This is a genomic window from Brevibacterium sp. SMBL_HHYL_HB1 (assembly GCF_018208375.1).
Taxonomy (GTDB): domain Bacteria; phylum Actinomycetota; class Actinomycetes; order Actinomycetales; family Brevibacteriaceae; genus Brevibacterium; species Brevibacterium intestinavium.
Map to the genome: position 1 here is coordinate 3,415,918 of NZ_CP062936.1, position 17,132 is coordinate 3,433,049.

The following is a 17,132-nucleotide window of genomic DNA, read 5'->3' on the forward strand; positions in this document are numbered from 1 at the left end:
CTCTGATCGTCTCCAGTGCAGCGTCTGTTGCTCGGCATCGCTATCGGCGTATCACCTGACTGGCACAGCACCGCCGGCTCTCTGCTCCAAGTGATGTCGAATCTTGCGTTCGAGCACAAACCGATTCATCCGGCTGGTCGCCCTCAGCACCTCCCAACCCTCATACCGCAGCGCCTCGTCCCTGGCGATGTCACTGGCCCACTGCTTCTTGGACAGCAGATGGTGTTCGCCGTCGTACTCAAGCGCCAGCTTCGCGTGGGGATATCCCAGGTCCGGCTCGACGATGCGATCGACCAACCGACAGTAGACCTGGGGATGGACGACCGGCTCCGGCAAGCCGCGGCTCATGACCCACAGGCGAAGGTCCGTCTCCGGCGGTGAATCGACTCCCTCACGGACCAGGGACAATGCGGCCTCGACACGGTCTCGGCGCCGCAGGTATTTCCGCTGTGAGATCTTCGCTTGCAGGAACTCGAGACTGCACAGAGGCGGGCCATGCCACCCGCCGACGATCGCATCGCCGAGCGCGACGAGCTCATCACGCGCCAGCACAGCGCTGAGGTCGACGAAGACGGCCACGGGTGATTGCATCGGCAGCTCAAGCCAGTATCCGGCTTCCTCGACATCGTGGCGTCGAACGCTCATTCCCTTCCGCGCCACTTTCCGATTCGGGTCGAAAGTGACCAGGTGCAGGTGCTCATTGATCAGCCTCTTCGGCAGGGGCAACCCGAACAGACGAGCCGCCGAGGCGCCTCCCGCGACTATTCCGGGAACGATCATCTCCATCGCCCGCACCCGGAGGCTCTCCTCCATCCATGCATCGTCGGCCCAGCTCGGAGTCGGATGCCGGATGCGCCTGACCTCATCGCGGTGGATGCCTGCAGTGACCGCCCGAAAGCGCGAGTCGAATCTCAGACGATATTGCCCGATTCCCCGTTCTCCGGCCTCCGCGGTCCTGAAGAGCGACGGGTAACTGCGATGTTCGATGCGAAAGTCCATGGCCACCAAGAGTGTCGGATCGGCGCATGACCGCAAAGGCCCCGAAGCCACCTTGTGGAAGGAACGGCTGGGCCCACAGGCCGTCCGCGCACGAGTCGGGGTTGATCCACAACTCGTCGACGTAAGAGTGACCCCGAGTCGCCGCCCCCTCCGGAACCGCGTCTGCGCCCATGTCAACGGAAGTTTCGCGGCAGACAAGTGTAGAAATATCAGGCGTTCACCTACGTTCCTCTCCCGCACAATCCCATACGCTGGCCGAAATCCAGCGCGGTGACTCAAGCGGGGTCCACAAGCGCCAGAGCGTGAGTGGGCAGAGCGTGAGTGGGCAGATTCACCCTCAGTCCCTTCGGGTTCATCCGCAGCGCGCCTTCGGGCTCGTCCTCAGCCCCTTCGGGTTCGGCCTCGTCCTTTCAGGTGAGCGCCACCGATGTGGCCCTCGACGTCGCCACCAACCTGGCCTTCGACGCAACCCTCGACGTCGCCACCAACCTAGTCTTCGACGCAACCCTCGACGTCGCCACCGAGGCGGCCGCCGACGTGGTCGCCGACGAGTCCTACTCCCCCAGCCTCCTACTCCCCCGCCTGCTTCCTCGCGCCGAGGGCCAGGCGGGCGATGTCGCGCAGCACTTCCAGTTCCTCGTCACCGTCGAGCAGAGCTCGCAGCTCGTTCGCGGCCTGCGCGAGCAGACTGCGATAGGCGCCGGCGACGTTCTCCGGCTCCCTGCTCAGCGGGTAGGACACGCAGAGGGCGAAGACATTCGCCCCGACCGTGAACGCGACACTCGCCGAGGCGGTCCCGGCCACCCTCGCCTGCTTCGTCGAGTAGAACTCCACCGGATTGCCCGGCCCGCACAGCGCCAGCGCCGCGGACCCTCCGTCGACGAGCGGCAGCACCGTGCCGACGCTGCGGGAGACCCGCAGCTCGTGATCGGCCTCGACATTGCGCACGCACACCCGGTCCTCGCCGACTCGGACCCACAGCTGCACGGACTCTCCGGTCATCGTCCGCAGGCATTCGAGCACGGAGTTCGTCGTGGCGATGCTGCGCCGGCCGGGGAAGGGGCCCAGGCGCAGCAGCCCCGAGGAGTCACGGACGATGAACCGATGGGTCCGCAGATCGGCCAGCAGCCGGTAAGTCGTCGATTTCGAATATCCGAGCCGCCGGCAGATCTCCGCAGCCGTCACCGGCCGGTCCTGCAGGATCGCGAGGATCGCCGCGCTGCGGTCGAGGACGCCGATCTCCGGCGCGGGCTTCTCAGCGGTGTCCCTCATGTCCGCTCCTTCCCACACCATCACGACACCGTGACATCGGCGAGCAGCCTGCGACGACTCACCCACCAGCGGAAGACGATCGGTCCCACGATGCCGACCACCATGAGGATGATGATCGACAGGGACACCGGCCGGGTGATCAGAGGCGCGAACGAGCCGCCGGAGATCTGGAGCATCCGCCGGAAGTTGTCCTCGAGCAGCGGCACGAGCACGAGCGCGAGGATCGCCGGAGCCAATGGGATGCCGCCCCTGTCCATGAGGTAGCCGATGACGCCGAAGATGCCGAGCATCATCAGCCCGAAGAGGCTGAACTCAATGGCGTAGGCACCGATGACGACGAGGACGAGGATCGCGGAGAAGAGGATCTCCTTGGGCATCTTGAGCAGTTTGACGAAGACTCCGACCATCGGCAGGTTGAGGATGATGAGCGCGATGTTGCCGATGTACATGCTCGCGATGATCGTCCAGATCAGGCCCGACTCGTCGCGGAAGATCAGCGGTCCCGGCTGCAGCCCGTACATCGTGAACACGAACAGCAGCAGCGCCGTCGTCGCCGAACCCGGGATGCCGAGGCTGAACAGCGGGATCATCGCGCCGCCCACACCGGCATTGTTCGCCGCCTCGGGACCGGCGACGCCCTCGATGGCTCCGTGACCGAATTCCTCTTTCCGCTTCGAGATCCGCTTCTCCATGATGTAGGACATGAAGGATGCCAGCGACGGCCCGACGCCGGGCAGGATGCCGATGATGAAGCCGAGCACCGAACCGCGTGCCCAGGGCCCGGCCGAGCGCTGCCAGTCCTGTCGCGTCATCCACTTGTCGTCGCCGAAGCTCTGGATCCTCTCCTTCGCCCCGCGCCCGAGCGCGAGGTTGCGGATCGCCTCGGGGATGGCGAACAGAGCCATCGCGAAGATCGTGAAGTCCACTCCGTCGGAGAGCAGGTCGATGCCGAAGGTCTGCCGCGGCAGCCCCGTCTGAAAGTCCAGGCCGATCAGCCCGACGGCCAGCCCGATGAAGATCGAGATGAGCGCCTTGGTCCGCGATCCCGCCGACATCGTCGACGCCAACAGCAGGGCGGTGGCCATGAGCAGGAAGTACTCGGTGGCGCCGAAGACGCTCGCGAGCTTGACGAGCACCGGCGACAGGAACGTCAGCCCGATGATCGCCAGCGTCCCGGCCAGGAACGACCCGATCGCCGCGGTCGCCAGCGCTGCCTTGCCCCGACCGCGGCGGGCCATCTCGTAGCCTTCGATGGCGGTCACCGCGCTGGCGACCTCACCGGGGGTCTTGATGAGTGTGGCGGTGATCGATCCGCCGTACATCGACCCGTAGTAGATGCCGCAGAGCAGGATGAGCCCGTGCACGGGCTCCATGCCGAAGGAGACCGGGATGAGGATCGCGATCGCCGAGATCGGTCCGATGCCCGGGAGCACGCCGACGACCGTGCCCAGCAGCACGCCGAGGAGGGCGAAGGCGAGGCTGGCCGGCTCCAGCGCCGAGGCGAAGCCGCCTCCCAGATCGATGAGAGTGTCCATATCCGCCCCCTAACCCAGGATCCCGACCGGCAGATACACGGCGAGTCCGTAGACGAAGGCGAGGTAGACCACGAGTGCGAAGCCGATGGAGAAGATGAGGTTGCGGATCCACTTCTGCGGAGAGTAGATGCTGGTCAGCCCCATGAGGAAGGCCGCGGTCGAGAGCAGGAAGCCGACCGGGATGAGGATGGCCAGGTAGACGAAGAAGAGCGCGAACTGGAACACGACCTTCCGCGCGGCAGGTTCCGGCGGGGCCTCCAGGGAGGGTTCGCCGGCCGTCTCATCCGAGGCCGCCGACTCCCCCGCCGAGGCCGCCGACTCCCCCGCCGAGGCGGCCGCACCGTTCCCGGACCCCGTCCCATTGATGCGGTTCCCGGGCCCCGTCTCGGCGAGGGCGGCCTTCCGGGCCCTGTACACGGCCTGACCGGCGAGGAAGAGGCCGAGCACGATGAGCGCGATGCCGACGATCGCGGGGAAGGTGCGCGGGGTGACGATGTTCGCGGTCTCCTGGATGGAGAACGTCGCGATGTAGTAGACCGCGCCGATGACGGCGATGGCCCCGCCGGTGATGAGATCGGTGCGCTGCGCGGTCATTCGCCGTTGCCCAGATCGGTTTCCTTGACGCCTTCCTCGACCGTCTTCGCCGCCTCGTCGACGTAGGCCTGGGCGTCGTCGCCGGTGAGGAACTCCTCGGTCCACTGGTTGTTCTCCAGGGTCTCCTGCCAGGCGTCGGTCCCGCTCATCTCCTCGAGCGCCTGGGCCCAGAAGTCCACGGCCTCATCGGGCATCTCGGCGGGGCCGAACACGCCGCGCCAATTGCCGAGGGTGACGTCGTAGCCGGAGTCCTTGGCGGTGGGCACCGAGTCGAAGGGGGCGGCCAGGGGCTTCTCGGCGAAGGTCACGAGCGGTTTGAGGTCACCGGATTCGAGCACCGAACGGAACTCGCTCATCCCGGCGATCGCGACCTTCGCATCCCCGTTGAGCATGGCCGTGGTCTGTTCGCCTCCGCCGTCGTAGTTGACGAAGTTGATGTCGGCCGGGTCGATTCCGGCTTCCTTCGCGAACAGTGCGAACGGCAACGTGTCGTCACCGGCGGCGGCGACGGTGACCTTCTGCGGGTCGTCCTTCAGCGCATCGATCAGCGCGTCGAGGTCGTCGAAGTCCCCGTCCTCGGGCGTCACGACCATGAAGTCCTCGACGTAGAGGGTGGCGATGAGCGTGGTGTCCTCGGGACCGTATTCGCACAGGTCGCGGGCCTTCATCGTCTGACTGGCCAGGGAGGTGACGGCGATCTGGTCGTCCTTGCCCTTCTCCTGCTGCATCATCGAGGTGATCCACGAGCAGCCGGTGCCGCCGGGTTTGTTCTGCACCGGCAGCGGGGTGGACACGATGTCCTCGGTCTGGAGGGCCTCGACCATCGCCCGGGCGGTGGTGTCCCACCCGGATCCGGGTTCGGCCGGCGCGGTGACCGTGACCGGCCCCTTCGGGTAGTCCCCGCCCTCGCCCGGGGGCTGTGCCTTGTTGCCGCAGGCGGTGGCCACGAGGGCCAGGCCCGCGAGCACGGCACCGACCTTGGCCGCCCGTGCGCGTGCACTCACCTTCGCCGAGGCGGCCCGCCGGGTGCGTGTGATCCTCATCGATCGCATGTCTCTTCCCCTTGTGTGTTCAGTTATCTCGCACTTATTCAGTTGTCGCTGGATGGTCGGTTGTCGTCGGGCCGCTGCGGGGCTGCCGAGGGCGGCGTCTCCGGCACGGCGGGACCGTCTAGGTAGTGCGCGTTGTCACGGCCGGGTTCGGGCACATCGCTGCGCAGACCGAGCCTGCGGCCGTCGAAGGTCAGCGGCAGCAGCGGCACATCGACGCTGGCCCCGGTCGGCAGCCCGGTCGCCGCCAGTGCTCCGGAGGCCACGAGGTGGGGGTCGGAGGTGAGATCGGCCGGGGAGTTGACCGGGGCGACCGGCAGACCGCGGCGGGTGCACTTGTCTTCGATCTCGGCCAGCGTCAGGGTCGACAGCACCGTCTGGAGTTCGCGGTGGATGCGTTCGCGCTGGTCGACCCGCCCCTGGTTGGTCAGGAAGTCCGGGTCGGCAGCCAGCCCGGTCAGTCCGAACTCCTCGCAGAGGTCGCGCCACTGCCCGTCGGAGACGGCGGCGACGAAGACCTGGTTGTCATCGATATCGCGGAAGATGTCGTAGACGGCCCAGGTAGCCTGCCGGGTCGGCATCGGTCGGGGCGGTTCACCGCTGATCTGGGCCTGGGCCATGTGGGTGCCGACGAGGAAGGCGTTGTTCTCGAACAGGGCGGAGTTGATGAGCTTGCCGCGGCCGGTGGTCTCGCGGACCCGCAGCGCCGATTGGATGCCGATGACGCCGAACATGCCGCCCATGATGTCGTTGACGCTGGCTCCGGCACGCAGCGGCTGGCCGGGAGGGCCGGTCATATAGGCGAGCCCGCCGAGCATCTGCACGACCTCGTCCAGGGCCGCCCGGTCCCCGTAGGGTCCGGACAGGAACCCCTTGAGGGAGCAGTAGATGAGTCGCGGATTGCGGGCCGAGAGCTCCTCGTATCCGTAGCCCATCGACTCCATCTTCCCGACCCGGAAGTTCTCCAGCAGGACGTCGGCGGAGTCGATGAGGTCGAGGACGCGGTCCCGATCGGCCGCCTCGGCGATGTCGAGCTGGACGCTGTGCTTGTTGCGGTTGAACGCGGGGAACAGGCCGGATCCCGAACCGGGCAGGTAGCGGGTCTTGTCGCCGGGCCCACGCGGTTCGACCTTGATCACCTCGGCGCCGAGGTCGGCCAGGATCATCCCGCAGCTGGGCCCCATGACCATGTGGGAGAACTCGATGACGCGGATGCCGTCGAGCGGCAGCGGCTCGTGGGCCGGTGGCGATGCGTCCTCTGACGGGGGCTGAGCGGGCTGCGGTGTCATGCTGTTTCACCCGTGGGGGCGAAGCGATCGTCGAGGACCGCGGGGGTGGCCGGGATGTCGGACAGGCTCGAGGTCAGTCCGTGGCCGACGGCGGAGATGAGCGGTTCACGGACCGCGGTCAGCGCCTCGACGTCGACGCCGGTGGCGACGCCTTCGCGGTGGAGGAGGTGGACGAGGTCGTCGGTGCCGATGTTGCCGGCCGCGCCCGGGGCGAAGGGGCATCCGCCGAGCCCGCCCATGGCCGCGTCGAAGGAATCGATCCCGAGGTCGAGGGCGGCGATGACATTGGCCATGCCGAAGTTGTAGGTGTCGTGGAGGTGGAGGTTGACGGGCCTGTCCGGGAAGGCCTCGAGCACCGCCGAGGTGTTGCGTCGCACCAGGGAGGGGTTGGCGTTGCCGATGGTGTCGGCCACCCCGATGCCGTGGGCTCCGGCGGCGACGAAGGGGCGGAGGACCTCGACGAGGTGGTCGGGCTCGGTGATGCCGTCGAAGGGGCAGATGAAGCTGACGGCGGTCGTGATGTCGAAGCGCAGACCCTGGTCACGGGCGAAGTTCGCGGCGTCCATGAGGCGTTCGCTCGCCTCGGCGATGGAGGCGTCGGAGTTCGCCTGCGAGTGTCCTTCGGAGGCCGAGAGGACGAGCTTGATGCTCTTGGCCCCGGCGTCGACGGCCCGCTGGGCGCCCTTGAGGTTGAACACGAGGGTGAAGAACTCGACGCCGTCGGCTTCGTGCGGGGCGAGGCGGCGCAGCAGTTCGTCGGTGTCGGCCATCTGCGGGACCTTCTTCGGGTTGACGAAGGAACCGACCTCGATGTGCTTGAGTCCCGCGGCGATGAGCTGTTCGGCCAGCGCGACCTTGGTCTCGGTGGGCACGATCGCCTTCTCGATCTGGAGACCGTCGCGCAGAGTGGTGTCGAGGATGTCGACGGTGTCAGGCCGGACCATGGCACTCCTTCTCACATGTTCCCGAAGAATGGGACGCTGCTCGCCTCCTCGCGACTGTGCGAGGGCTCACTCTCGTTATACAGCGCGCTCATCTCAGACAACAGGCTGTGTTCGTCATGTGAGAGCGCTGGGAGAATTGACTGCCGTCAGTCCCGTTTATCGGGAAGCTCGGTTCTTCGGCCGGTACGTCTGGATCGCGTGACCTGCTTCGAGTTCACTGCGGTCGACGAGTTCCAGGTCGACGACGTCACTCAGTCCGGCGAAGAGGTAGGGTCCGTGGCCGGCGATGCAGGGGTGGATGACGAATTCGAACTCGTCGATGAGGCCGAGTTCGGCCAGCGCGAGCGGCAGCGTCACTCCCCCGACCGCAAGCCCGGTCACGGATTGTTCCTTGAGCTCGCGGACTGCAGTTCCGAGATCGTCTCGGATGAGTTCGGAGTTCCAATCGACGCGGTCCAAGGTGCTCGAGACGACGTATTTGCGGGCCGGATCGATGGCCGCGACGAACGGGTCGAGGTCTGCCTCCGGGGTCGTGTCACCGTCGGGTCGACGCCAGGCGTCTTCCATCATCTGGTAGGTGATGCGGCCGAAGATCAGCCCGTCGGCACGTTTGAGGTTGTTCGCATGGTGAAGGTGGAAGTCATCGCTGATGACTCCGACGCGATGGTCGCAGCAGCCGTCGACGGTGACGTTGATCGAGTACCTCAGCTCGCCCATGGCATAAGAATAGACCTGGGCGATCGCCGCCGGAAGAGATATTCGCTGGCAATCGCTGCCGGAGGAGGCTGCTGTTCTCAGTCCTCGTGGCTGTCCTGGTCCGGATCCGGAGACGCTCCCTGATCCGAGGTCAGCCCCAACCAGTCGAGCACTTCCTCGGTGTGTTCGCCGAGGTCGGGCCCGAGGTGGTCGATGGCTACCGATTCGCCGCCGATGACCGGGGTGATGCCGGGGAAGGCGACGTCCTCGAGGACCTCCTCGCCGGTGGACACGTCGTGGTTCTGGATCATCCCGCGGGCGGCCAGCTGTTCATCGGCGACGAGGTCTTCGGCGGTGTAGATCGGCCCCGCGGGGACGCCGACGTCCTCGAGGACCTCGACGACCTCGTCGACTTCGCGTTCGGCACACCAGGCACCGATCGCTTCGTCGAGTTCCTCACGACGTTCCCACCGTCCGGCGTTCGTCTGCAGCTCGGCATCCTCGGCGAGGTCGGGGCGGTCGATGGCGTTCATCAGCCGACCGAAGATCCCGTCCCCGTTTCCGGCGATGACCACGGACTTCCCACCGGCGCAGAGGTAGCCGTTCGACGGAGCGATGCCCTCCATCCGCCCGCCGGTGCGGGTGCGGATCTCGCCGAAGGCCGAATAGTCGGGAACAAGGGATTCCATGACGGAGAACATCGCTTCGTTCAGTGCGACGTCGACGGTTCTCTCGGACAGCGGGCCCTCTCCTTCGAAGCTGTGCGCGGAGCCGACGACCGCCTCGGCGGCTCCGGTGATCTTCTGACGCTGACGGTCGAAGAGCATCATCACGGCTCCGAAGGCGGCCTGCATCCCGGCGATCGAGTCGCCGATGGAGATGCCCACGCGCACGGGTGGGCGGTCGGGGTCACCGACGAGTTCGCGGAAGCCCGAGTAGCCTTCGGCCACGGCCGCGAAACCGGGCCTGGAGGACATGGGACCGGTCTGGCCGAATGCGGAGATGCGGACGAAGACGAGTTCCGGGTTGGCCTCCTCGAGGACGTCCGGGCCCAACCCCCACTTCTCCAGGGTGCCGGGACGGAAGTTCTCGAGCAGGATGTCCGAACGGCGGACGAGTTCGATCACGGCCTCGCGCCCCTCTTCGGAGCGCAGGTCGAGTTCGACGGACTTCTTATTGCGATTGATCGTGCGGTAGAGCATCGAGGTGGTGCCGGCCTTGAGCCGCCAATTGCGGATCTCGTCGCCTGTCTCCGGGCGTTCGACCTTGATCACCTCGGCGCCGAAGTCGGCGAGCATGCGGCCAGCGGTGGGCGCGGCGATGTAGTTGCCGAGTTCGAGGACTCGCACACCGGTGAGGGGAAGTCGGTGCCTGCTCATGTCGATGCTCCTAGTCATGCGTGGTTCGGTCCTCCCATAGTGCCAGGTGTCGGCGGCTTCGGCGTGGATATCCGCCGTCGGGGCTTCGGCGAAGAGCTGATCCTACCGGTCGGTAGGGAGTCTGTGCGCGGTTGGCTCCGTAGAGAATCATGTGAACTCGACGCGGTATTTGAACAACAGCTGTGACTTGAGCGAATTCCACGCAATATTCCTTGCCCCCTGTTGTCAGTTCCGTCTCGAGTGTCCAACACTGGCAGGCAAGCCGCAGACAGCGGCGAATCGTCACCGAACAAGGAGTTGACATGGAATCGAACGATTTCTCAGGCAACAACCAGAACGGTCAGAACGACTTCGGCGGACAGCAGGGCGGGCCCGGCCAGGGCGGACCCGGCCAGGGTGGCCCGGGCGGCCAGCAGCAGGGCGGACCCGGTCAGCAGGGCGGGCCCGGCGGTGGCCAAGGCGGCCCAGGCGGCCAACAGGGCGGCGTCGGCGGCGATGACCGTAGCCAAGGCGGCCAGCAGGGCGGACCCGGCGGCGGCCTGAGCGGTCCGGGCGGCCAGCAGAGCGGATCCGGCCAGGGTGGGCCCGGCCAGGGAGGACCCGGCGGCGGTCAAGGCGGACCCGGCCAGGGCGGACCTGGCGGTTCCGGCGGCTCGGGCGGTCCCGGCCAGCAGGGCGGCGGCCCCGGTGGCGGAGCCGATCGCGATCAGCAGAGCGGCTTCGGCGACGACCGCGGCCAAGGCGGTCCCGGTCAGGGAGGACCCGGCGGCGGTCAAGGTGGACCCGGCCAGCAAGGCGGACCCGGCGGTCAGCAGGGCGGACCCGGCGGTGGCCAGGGCGGATTCGACCAGCAGCGCTGATCGTCTGACTCACCACCGCTGAACCGCCAATGGACTGCCGAGGGGCGGCGCATCTGCATGGATGCGCCGCCCCTTGTCGTCGTCGCCCGTCGCAGCCCAGGGCCCCTCGGAATCTACCTCCCGTCGCAGCCCAGGTTCCCGCGGGCTCTATCGAGCACGGTCGAAACCCTCTAGCCTTGGACCTATGCCCCAACCTCCCGATGGTTCCGGTCCCCTGAGCCCCGAGCGCCCCGAACTGCTGGAGATGATCGCGCAGGCGACCTCGATGGACTCACCGACGATGCTCCTCGACCTCGCCAGCAGCCTCCTGGCCGCCAACGAGATCGCCCAGCAGCAGTCACCCGACGTCGCATCGATCCAAGAACTCGGGATCGAGATGCTCGACAACGTCGCCGCAGAGACCGAACCGCTGCTGCGGATCTGGGCGGAGATGCTCGGCGACGAGATCTTCCGTCGCCGCGTCCACCGGGATCTGTCCGCCACGGGGTCGAACAGTCTGCCCGAATGGATCCACCGCGCCGATCAGATCAGACCCCGGCGGGCGAGCGCGGTCATCTCCGAGGTGAGGATCGAAGAGACGATCTTCCTCGAGATCTCCACGGCGGGCGGGCCGACGACTCTGGCAACAGCCGTCGAACGCAGCGGCTCGCCCTTCCTCGAGGACGCCTACCTCATCGATGACTCCATCGACAGCGTCCTGGCCGATGTCGCCTCGAACCCCGAGTTCACCGGCGACCGCGTCGATCTCAGCCTCGCCGATGCCGCAGCTCGGCTGAGCGAGGCCTTCGACATGGGCGAGCACATGTATCCGCCGTCCGAGACCGAGACCTGGCCCGGGATGCGCGGTCTGCTCGAATGGATGCTCCGACTCCTGCCCGCCGGCGGAACGGGCTTCGACTTCCGGATGTGGGAGCCGGAGGACATCAGCGAGATCGTCGAGGACTTCCTCCGCTCACCGCATGCTGCGAAGCTCAGCGAACAGGAAGCCGAACACGCCCACCAGCTGTTCGAACTCCAGGCCAACTACGGCAACAACGATCCGCTGCGGTGGTCAGGCAGCTTCGTCACCCGTCTGATGTGCGAGCTCTACCCACGCAAGAACATCGCCCCCGACGACTACATGCTCCTGATGCCGACGACGCTGTCCGCCCTGGTCGTCTACGCCAACGAACGCAGCGGAATCGACGACGTCTTCACCGACAACTGCCTGGCGGCCATCGAAGCGAACCGGAGCCGCTACGAGGAATTGGTCACAGGCGAGCGCCGCGACGACTCGCCCTTCCCCGGCGCCGGACCGGACGAGTACCTCTCAGAGCTGCTGACCGATCTCGAAGACCCCGAATCGATGATCGGCAGGCTCCTTCTCGACGCCTGCGCCGAGGCGGCCGGCAGCTACGACGCCCTCCGCTCCCTCGACACCGAGCCCCTGCCCTCCGAGGGGCTCGAGACCACCGGTGTCGCCGACGACATCATCGGCCGGCTGCGGTCACTCGAAACCGCGATCCTCCAAGCATCAGACGAGCTCTTCGGCGAACCCGAACTGGCAACCGTGACCCTGCGTCTGCTCACGGAGATCGCCCGTGCCGATCCCGAGATCTTCCGCCGCCGCTTCGCCGACAGGACCGTCATCGCTGCGCTGTTCTGGATCACGGCCAAGAACAACGACCTCTTCCCCCGCTCGGGAGGAAACCCGACGGCGATGACGATCGGAAGGCTGCAGAAGCGCCTCGGCGTGTCCACCAGCCCCAAGGCCAAGGCGGCGACTCTGCTCAAGGCCATCGGCTATGACCTCAACGACTTCAGCGAAGTGGTCCTCGGCGACCCCCGGTATCTGATCTCGTCCTATCGGCGCAAGATCATCACCACTCGCGACGAGTTCAGCGAGCACATGCCCGACTGAACGGCCCGGCTCACCCGGTGACGGTCACGACCTGCCGGTGCCGGCCGAGGCCGTCGAGTTCGAGTTCGACGACGTCGCCGTCGCCCAGGTACGGGTATTTCCCGGACATCGCGACCCCCTCCGGAGTGCCGGTGAGGATGACGTCACCGGGCTCGAAGGCCATCACCTGGCTGAGCCGGTGGATGACCTCGGCGACGGAGAAGATGAGATCGCTCGTCGACGAATCCTGCCGGACTTCGCCGTTGACCCAGGTCCGCAGGCGCAGGTCACCGGGGTCCACCTCGGCGGCGGGTCGGATCCACGGCCCCAACGGGGTGAATCCGGGCAGGTTCTTGCCCTTCGACCACTGTCCGCCGGATTCCTCGATCTGCAGGCGGCGCTCGGACAGATCGTTGGCCAGAACGTAGCCCGCGACATGGTCGAGCGCATCCCCCGCCGAGGCGACTCTGTAGGTCCTGGTGCCGATGACCACTCCCAGCTCGACCTCCCAGTCGACCTTCGTCGCCTCGGGCGGCAGTTCGATCGGGTCGGTCGGCCCGGCGATGGTCGAGGGCATCTTGAAGAACACGACGGGCTGCTCCGGGGGTTCGGCCCCGGCCTCGGCCGCATGCGCGGCGTAGTTCATTCCCACGCACACGATCGATGAGGGCCGAGTCAGCGGCGCGCCGATGCGCATCTCGTCTGCCCCGGCCAGAGGCGTGAGCTCCCCGGCGTCGAGGGCCGCTGCGACTCGTTCGATCCCGCCCGCGGCGAAGAAGTCCGAATCGATGTCGGCAGTCAGCGGCCGCAGATCGAAGCAGACACCGTCGATGCAGGCCGCGGGGATCTCCTGGCCGATCGGTCCCAAGCGCTGCAGTTCCATAGGGTTCCTCTCGTTTGATTCAGCCACTTCGTTGTGACCGTTGACCACGGTAGAGGCCTCTGCCCACAAAGATTGGAACTGTTCAAGTATTGGACATCTCAAGGGCGGCTCGCATCGCGAGTGACCCCCTCACACCCCGCGCATATAGCTCTCCTTCGCACGTCTGGGCACGACGACGACCGGCACCGGTGAGTTCTGGAGGATCCGCATCGCGTGGCTGCCCAGCGACACCCGCTTCAGCGCCCCGAGCCCGGAGGAGCCGAGCATCATCACCTCGGGGTGCTCCCACTCCACGGCGGCCAGCGCTTTCGCCCAATCGGGTCCGGTTCCCACAGCCATGTCCGTCTGACCGGGGGCGATGTCGAGCTGGTCGATCGAGCACAGGATCTTGTCCGTGTGCTCCCGGACCACGGCGGCCCATTCGTCGACGACCTCCGATTCCGCCCTCAGACCGATTCCCGCCGCGGAGATCACGCGCGGGCGGGGAGCGAAGGACACGATCCGGAAGGGCACGTCCGCAGCCGCCGAGACCATCGCGGCCCCGATGATGAGCCCCGCCGAGGTGGACGAACCGCTGTAGGCGGCACTGATGCGCTCAAGCCTCGCCCCCGCCTCGGCGCGGTAGCCGGCCGGTGCCAGCGCCACCGGCAGCGACGCGCTGTGGAGCAGCCCGTTCGACACCGAACCGAGAGCGATCCGGCCGTCCTTGCCGTCGACGGCGGGACCGACGACGAGGCGGTCGGCGTCGAGGCTGTCGCTGACTTCGAGCAGGCCGCGCCGCGAGGACCCGGCTCCCCGGACGAGGTAGTCGGCCTCGATGTCGGCGGGCACGAGTTCGCGAGCCCGGTCGAGGGTCGCCTCGGCGATCCTGCGGATGTGCTCCTGGTATTCGGCGTCGATCCTGTCCCGGCTCGGCGGCCAGGCCGTCGAGCTGATCGCGGCCACGGTCAGGGTCTTGCCATAGGTGCGGGCCAGAACGACGCCGAGGTCCACGGCAGCGCGATTGTCCTGGCCGGGAGCGGCTCCGACGACGATGGTCATGGTCGACCTCCTGTCTGCTCATCGGGATGGCGGGGACCCGCCTCGGCGATCTGCCTGCCGAGGACGGACGATTTGCGGCCGAAGACGAAGTAGAGGCCGAGGATGACGGCCGTCCAGATGACGAAGACGACGATGGTGATCACCTGCAGGCTCGAGATGATCCAGAAGCAGCCGATGATCGACAGCACCGGCAGCACCGGGTAGAAGGGGACCTTGAAGCCGCGTTCGAGGTCGGGCTCGCGCACGCGGAGGATGATCACGGCCAGGGACACGACGACGAAGGCGACGAGGGTGCCGATCGAGGTCATCTCGGCGAGGAAGTTCAGTGGGATGAACCCGGCGAGGACGGCGATGACGACGGTGACGACGATCGTGCCCTTGACCGGGGTCAGCGTGCGGGGATTGACGTCGCGGAAGAGCTTGGGCATCATCCCGTCGCCGGCCATGGTGAATAGGATGCGCGATTGGCCGTAGATCGAGACCAGCGTGACGGAGAAGATCGAGATCACCGCACCGGCGGCGACGACGGTGCCCGGCCACTGGGAGCCGACGATGCTCTCGAGGATCGCCGACAGACCGGCAGTCTGGCCTTCGAATTCCTCCCACGGCTGGGCGGACAGGGCGGCGACGGCGACGAGGACGTAGACGGAGGTGACGATGAGGAGGGCGGCGATGAGGGCCCGGGGCATCGTCTTCTTCGGGTCCTTCGTCTCGTCTCCGGCCGTGGCGACGGCGTCCATGCCGACGTAGCTGAAGAAGATCAGCCCGGATCCGGCGACGACTCCGGAGAGCCCGAAGGGGGCGAAGTCGGCGAAGTTGTCGGTGTTCCAGCCGGTCACGCCCACGAGTACGAAGAAGATGAGGACGCCGACCTTGAGGCAGACCATGATGGCGTTGACGACGATCGATTCGCCGGTGCCGCGCACCAGGAGGAAGCAGCACATCGCGAGCAGGGCGATCGCAGGCAGGTTGACGATGCCGCCCTCTTCGGGCGCATAGGCCAGGGCGTGCGGGATCTGGAAGCCGAAGAGGTTGAACAGCAGCTGGTTGACGTACTGCGACCAGCCGACGGCCACGGCGGCTCCGGCGACTCCGTATTCGAGGAGGAGGCAGGCGGCGACACCCATGGCCGGCAGCTCGCCGAGGGTGGCATAGGCATAGGAGTAGGACGATCCGGAGACCGGGACGGAACCGGCGAGTTCGGCATAGCAGATGACGGCGAGGCCGGCGACGATGCCGGCGATGATGAACGACCAGATCACGGCCGGGCCGGCCACGGGCACGGATTCGGAGAGGATGAAGAAGATGCCCGTGCCGATGGTCGAGCCGACGCCGACCATCGTCAGTGAGAACAGGCCGATCGTGCGTTTGAGGTCGGTCTCGACGTCTTCCTTCTGCCGCGGAACCGGTTTGACTCGGAACAGCTGCTGGCGCAGGGTGGGCATCTTCTACTCCTGACTTCGTTGTCGGTGCGGCGAACCGGGTCGCGGCAGCGAACCTGTCGTTGCGACGAACCTGTCGTTGTGACGGCGTGGTCGTTGTGACGGCGTGGTCGTTGCGACTCTACGTCAGGTCAGCTTGGTCGGCGACAGCGAACGGCGAGTCGATCCGAAATTCCATTCAACCAAACGGTTGACAACGACGCAGATGAGGGCCAGACTATAATTCAACCAATTGGTTGAATAATGGTTTCGACGTCCGGGAGGCTCCATGGCCGATCAGCTCTCCAAGGTCTTCGCGGCCCTGTCGGATCCGATCCGGCGGGACATGGTCGCCCGTCTCAGCGCGGCCGATGCGACGGTCAGCGAGCTCGCCGAACCCTATGAGGTGAGCGTGCAGGCCGTGTCGAAACATCTCAAGGTGCTCGAGGACTCCGGACTGGTCTCCCGCACCCGTGAAGCCCAGCGCAGACCGGTCCACCTCGAAGGCGATGTGTTCGATCTGATGACGAAATGGATCGAGCGGTACCAGCAGCAGGCAGAACAGCGCTACCAGCGCCTCGACGCAGTCCTCGAACAGATGGACGCGGACGAGGACGAACCCAGAGCTCGCAGAGGAGCATGACATGACCACCACAGACACCGCAGCCGACTATTCGACGCTCTGGCTCGACGTCCCAGAGGGCGTCCAGACCATATCGATGACGCGCGACTTCGCCTCCGCCCCGGACAGGGTCTTCCGCGCCCACGTCGACCCGGAGCTCTTCGTCAGATGGTGCGGCCCGGACACGATCACGAACACGATCCGCGAATGGAATCCGACGACCGGCGGCAACTGGAGCTACCTGGCCCATGACGACAACGGCGAATACGGATTCTTCGGGTCCTTCCACGAGGTGCGCGAGAACGAACGGATCGTGCAGACCTTCACCTTCGAGGGCTTCCCCGATGCCGTCAACCTCGAGACGATGACGCTGACCGACCTCGGCGACGGTCGGACCCGACTGCACTCGACCGCGGTCTTCGACTCCGTCGAATCGCGTGACGGCATGGTCGCCTCGGGGATGGAGCACGGAGTCGTCGAAGGCTACAACAAGCTCGATCGGCTGCTGACCGAGGGATAGACGGCGGACGACACGCTGCGATCGGCGGGGGGCGGGCAGAGGGCCCGCCCCCCGCCGACGATTCACCTGTCGAACGAACGCGCTGGGGGGCCGCATTCGTCGACAATGAAATAATGTGCAAGACTTCCACTGGAAGTTGAAACTCTCGG

Annotated in this window: 16 protein-coding genes; 3 read left to right on the forward strand and 13 right to left on the reverse strand. The window is 66.6% G+C overall.

Translation table 11 applies throughout. The annotated features are described in order from the left end of the window. Window positions 1-51: 51 nt before the first annotated feature. The 10 genes from IG171_RS15670 to IG171_RS15715 all read right to left on the reverse strand — a co-directional run bounded on the left by IG171_RS15670 (window position 52) and on the right by IG171_RS15715 (window position 10,533). On the reverse strand, window positions 52-813 hold the full coding sequence (locus IG171_RS15670) for a hypothetical protein (RefSeq protein ID WP_212128286.1): 762 nt from the start codon (window positions 811-813) through the stop codon (window positions 52-54). A 756-nt stretch (window positions 814-1,569) separates the two neighbouring features. After that, window positions 1,570-2,271, reverse strand: a complete 702-nt coding sequence (locus IG171_RS15675) for a helix-turn-helix domain-containing protein (protein WP_249203744.1) — start codon at window positions 2,269-2,271, stop codon at window positions 1,570-1,572. A 20-nt stretch (window positions 2,272-2,291) separates the two neighbouring features. Further along, window positions 2,292-3,806: a tripartite tricarboxylate transporter permease gene (locus tag IG171_RS15680; protein WP_212128289.1), complete on the reverse strand. Its 1,515-nt coding sequence runs from the start codon at window positions 3,804-3,806 to the stop codon at window positions 2,292-2,294. Window positions 3,807-3,815: 9 nt separating this feature from the next. Beyond that, complete coding sequence (locus IG171_RS15685) at window positions 3,816-4,400, reverse strand: tripartite tricarboxylate transporter TctB family protein (RefSeq protein ID WP_212128291.1); 585 nt, start codon at window positions 4,398-4,400, stop codon at window positions 3,816-3,818. Next, window positions 4,397-5,443, reverse strand: coding sequence for a tripartite tricarboxylate transporter substrate-binding protein (locus IG171_RS15690; protein ID WP_249203745.1), 1,047 nt, complete (start codon window positions 5,441-5,443; stop codon window positions 4,397-4,399). The genes IG171_RS15685 and IG171_RS15690 overlap by 4 nt, the downstream gene beginning before the upstream one ends. A 47-nt stretch (window positions 5,444-5,490) precedes the next feature. Then, window positions 5,491-6,738 carry a CaiB/BaiF CoA-transferase family protein gene (locus tag IG171_RS15695; protein WP_212128295.1) on the reverse strand — a complete coding sequence of 416 codons (1,248 nt, stop codon included), beginning with the start codon at window positions 6,736-6,738 and terminating at the stop codon, window positions 5,491-5,493. Then, window positions 6,735-7,682: a hydroxymethylglutaryl-CoA lyase gene (locus IG171_RS15700; RefSeq protein ID WP_212128296.1), complete on the reverse strand. Its 948-nt coding sequence runs from the start codon at window positions 7,680-7,682 to the stop codon at window positions 6,735-6,737. The genes IG171_RS15695 and IG171_RS15700 overlap by 4 nt, the downstream gene beginning before the upstream one ends. A 156-nt stretch (window positions 7,683-7,838) precedes the next feature. Continuing rightward, entirely contained in the window at window positions 7,839-8,399 is a 561-nt protein-coding gene (locus IG171_RS15705; RefSeq protein ID WP_212128297.1) for a dihydrofolate reductase family protein, read from the reverse strand. 77 nt (window positions 8,400-8,476) lie between these two features. Beyond that, window positions 8,477-9,757: a CaiB/BaiF CoA-transferase family protein gene (locus tag IG171_RS15710; RefSeq protein WP_212128298.1), complete on the reverse strand. Its 1,281-nt coding sequence runs from the start codon at window positions 9,755-9,757 to the stop codon at window positions 8,477-8,479. 320 nt (window positions 9,758-10,077) lie between these two features. Beyond that, window positions 10,078-10,533 carry a hypothetical protein gene (locus IG171_RS15715; protein WP_212128299.1) on the reverse strand — a complete coding sequence of 152 codons (456 nt, stop codon included), beginning with the start codon at window positions 10,531-10,533 and terminating at the stop codon, window positions 10,078-10,080. A 268-nt stretch (window positions 10,534-10,801) separates the two neighbouring features. On the opposite strand from IG171_RS15715, the gene IG171_RS15720 reads away from it, so the two are divergent. Then, the gene (locus IG171_RS15720; protein WP_212128300.1) at window positions 10,802-12,517 is read left to right on the forward strand and encodes a hypothetical protein; all 1,716 of its coding nucleotides are present in this window, start codon (window positions 10,802-10,804) and stop codon (window positions 12,515-12,517) included. Between the two features lie 10 nt (window positions 12,518-12,527). On the opposite strand, the gene IG171_RS15725 is transcribed toward IG171_RS15720, so the two are convergent. The 3 genes from IG171_RS15725 to IG171_RS15735 all read right to left on the reverse strand — a co-directional run bounded on the left by IG171_RS15725 (window position 12,528) and on the right by IG171_RS15735 (window position 15,865). After that, window positions 12,528-13,379: a fumarylacetoacetate hydrolase family protein gene (locus tag IG171_RS15725; protein ID WP_212128301.1), complete on the reverse strand. Its 852-nt coding sequence runs from the start codon at window positions 13,377-13,379 to the stop codon at window positions 12,528-12,530. A gap of 129 nt (window positions 13,380-13,508) precedes the next feature. Next, window positions 13,509-14,420, reverse strand: coding sequence for a universal stress protein (locus IG171_RS15730; protein ID WP_212128302.1), 912 nt, complete (start codon window positions 14,418-14,420; stop codon window positions 13,509-13,511). Beyond that, complete coding sequence (locus tag IG171_RS15735) at window positions 14,417-15,865, reverse strand: amino acid permease (RefSeq protein ID WP_212128303.1); 1,449 nt, start codon at window positions 15,863-15,865, stop codon at window positions 14,417-14,419. Before IG171_RS15735 ends, IG171_RS15730 begins: the two co-directional genes overlap by 4 nt. 265 nt (window positions 15,866-16,130) lie before the next feature. Between IG171_RS15735 and IG171_RS15740 the strand changes: the two genes are divergently transcribed. Further along, window positions 16,131-16,484: a metalloregulator ArsR/SmtB family transcription factor gene (locus IG171_RS15740; protein ID WP_212128304.1), complete on the forward strand. Its 354-nt coding sequence runs from the start codon at window positions 16,131-16,133 to the stop codon at window positions 16,482-16,484. Between the two features lies 1 nt (window position 16,485). Then, window positions 16,486-16,983, forward strand: a complete 498-nt coding sequence (locus IG171_RS15745) for an SRPBCC family protein (RefSeq protein WP_212128305.1) — start codon at window positions 16,486-16,488, stop codon at window positions 16,981-16,983. The last annotated feature ends 149 nt before the right edge of the window (window positions 16,984-17,132 follow it).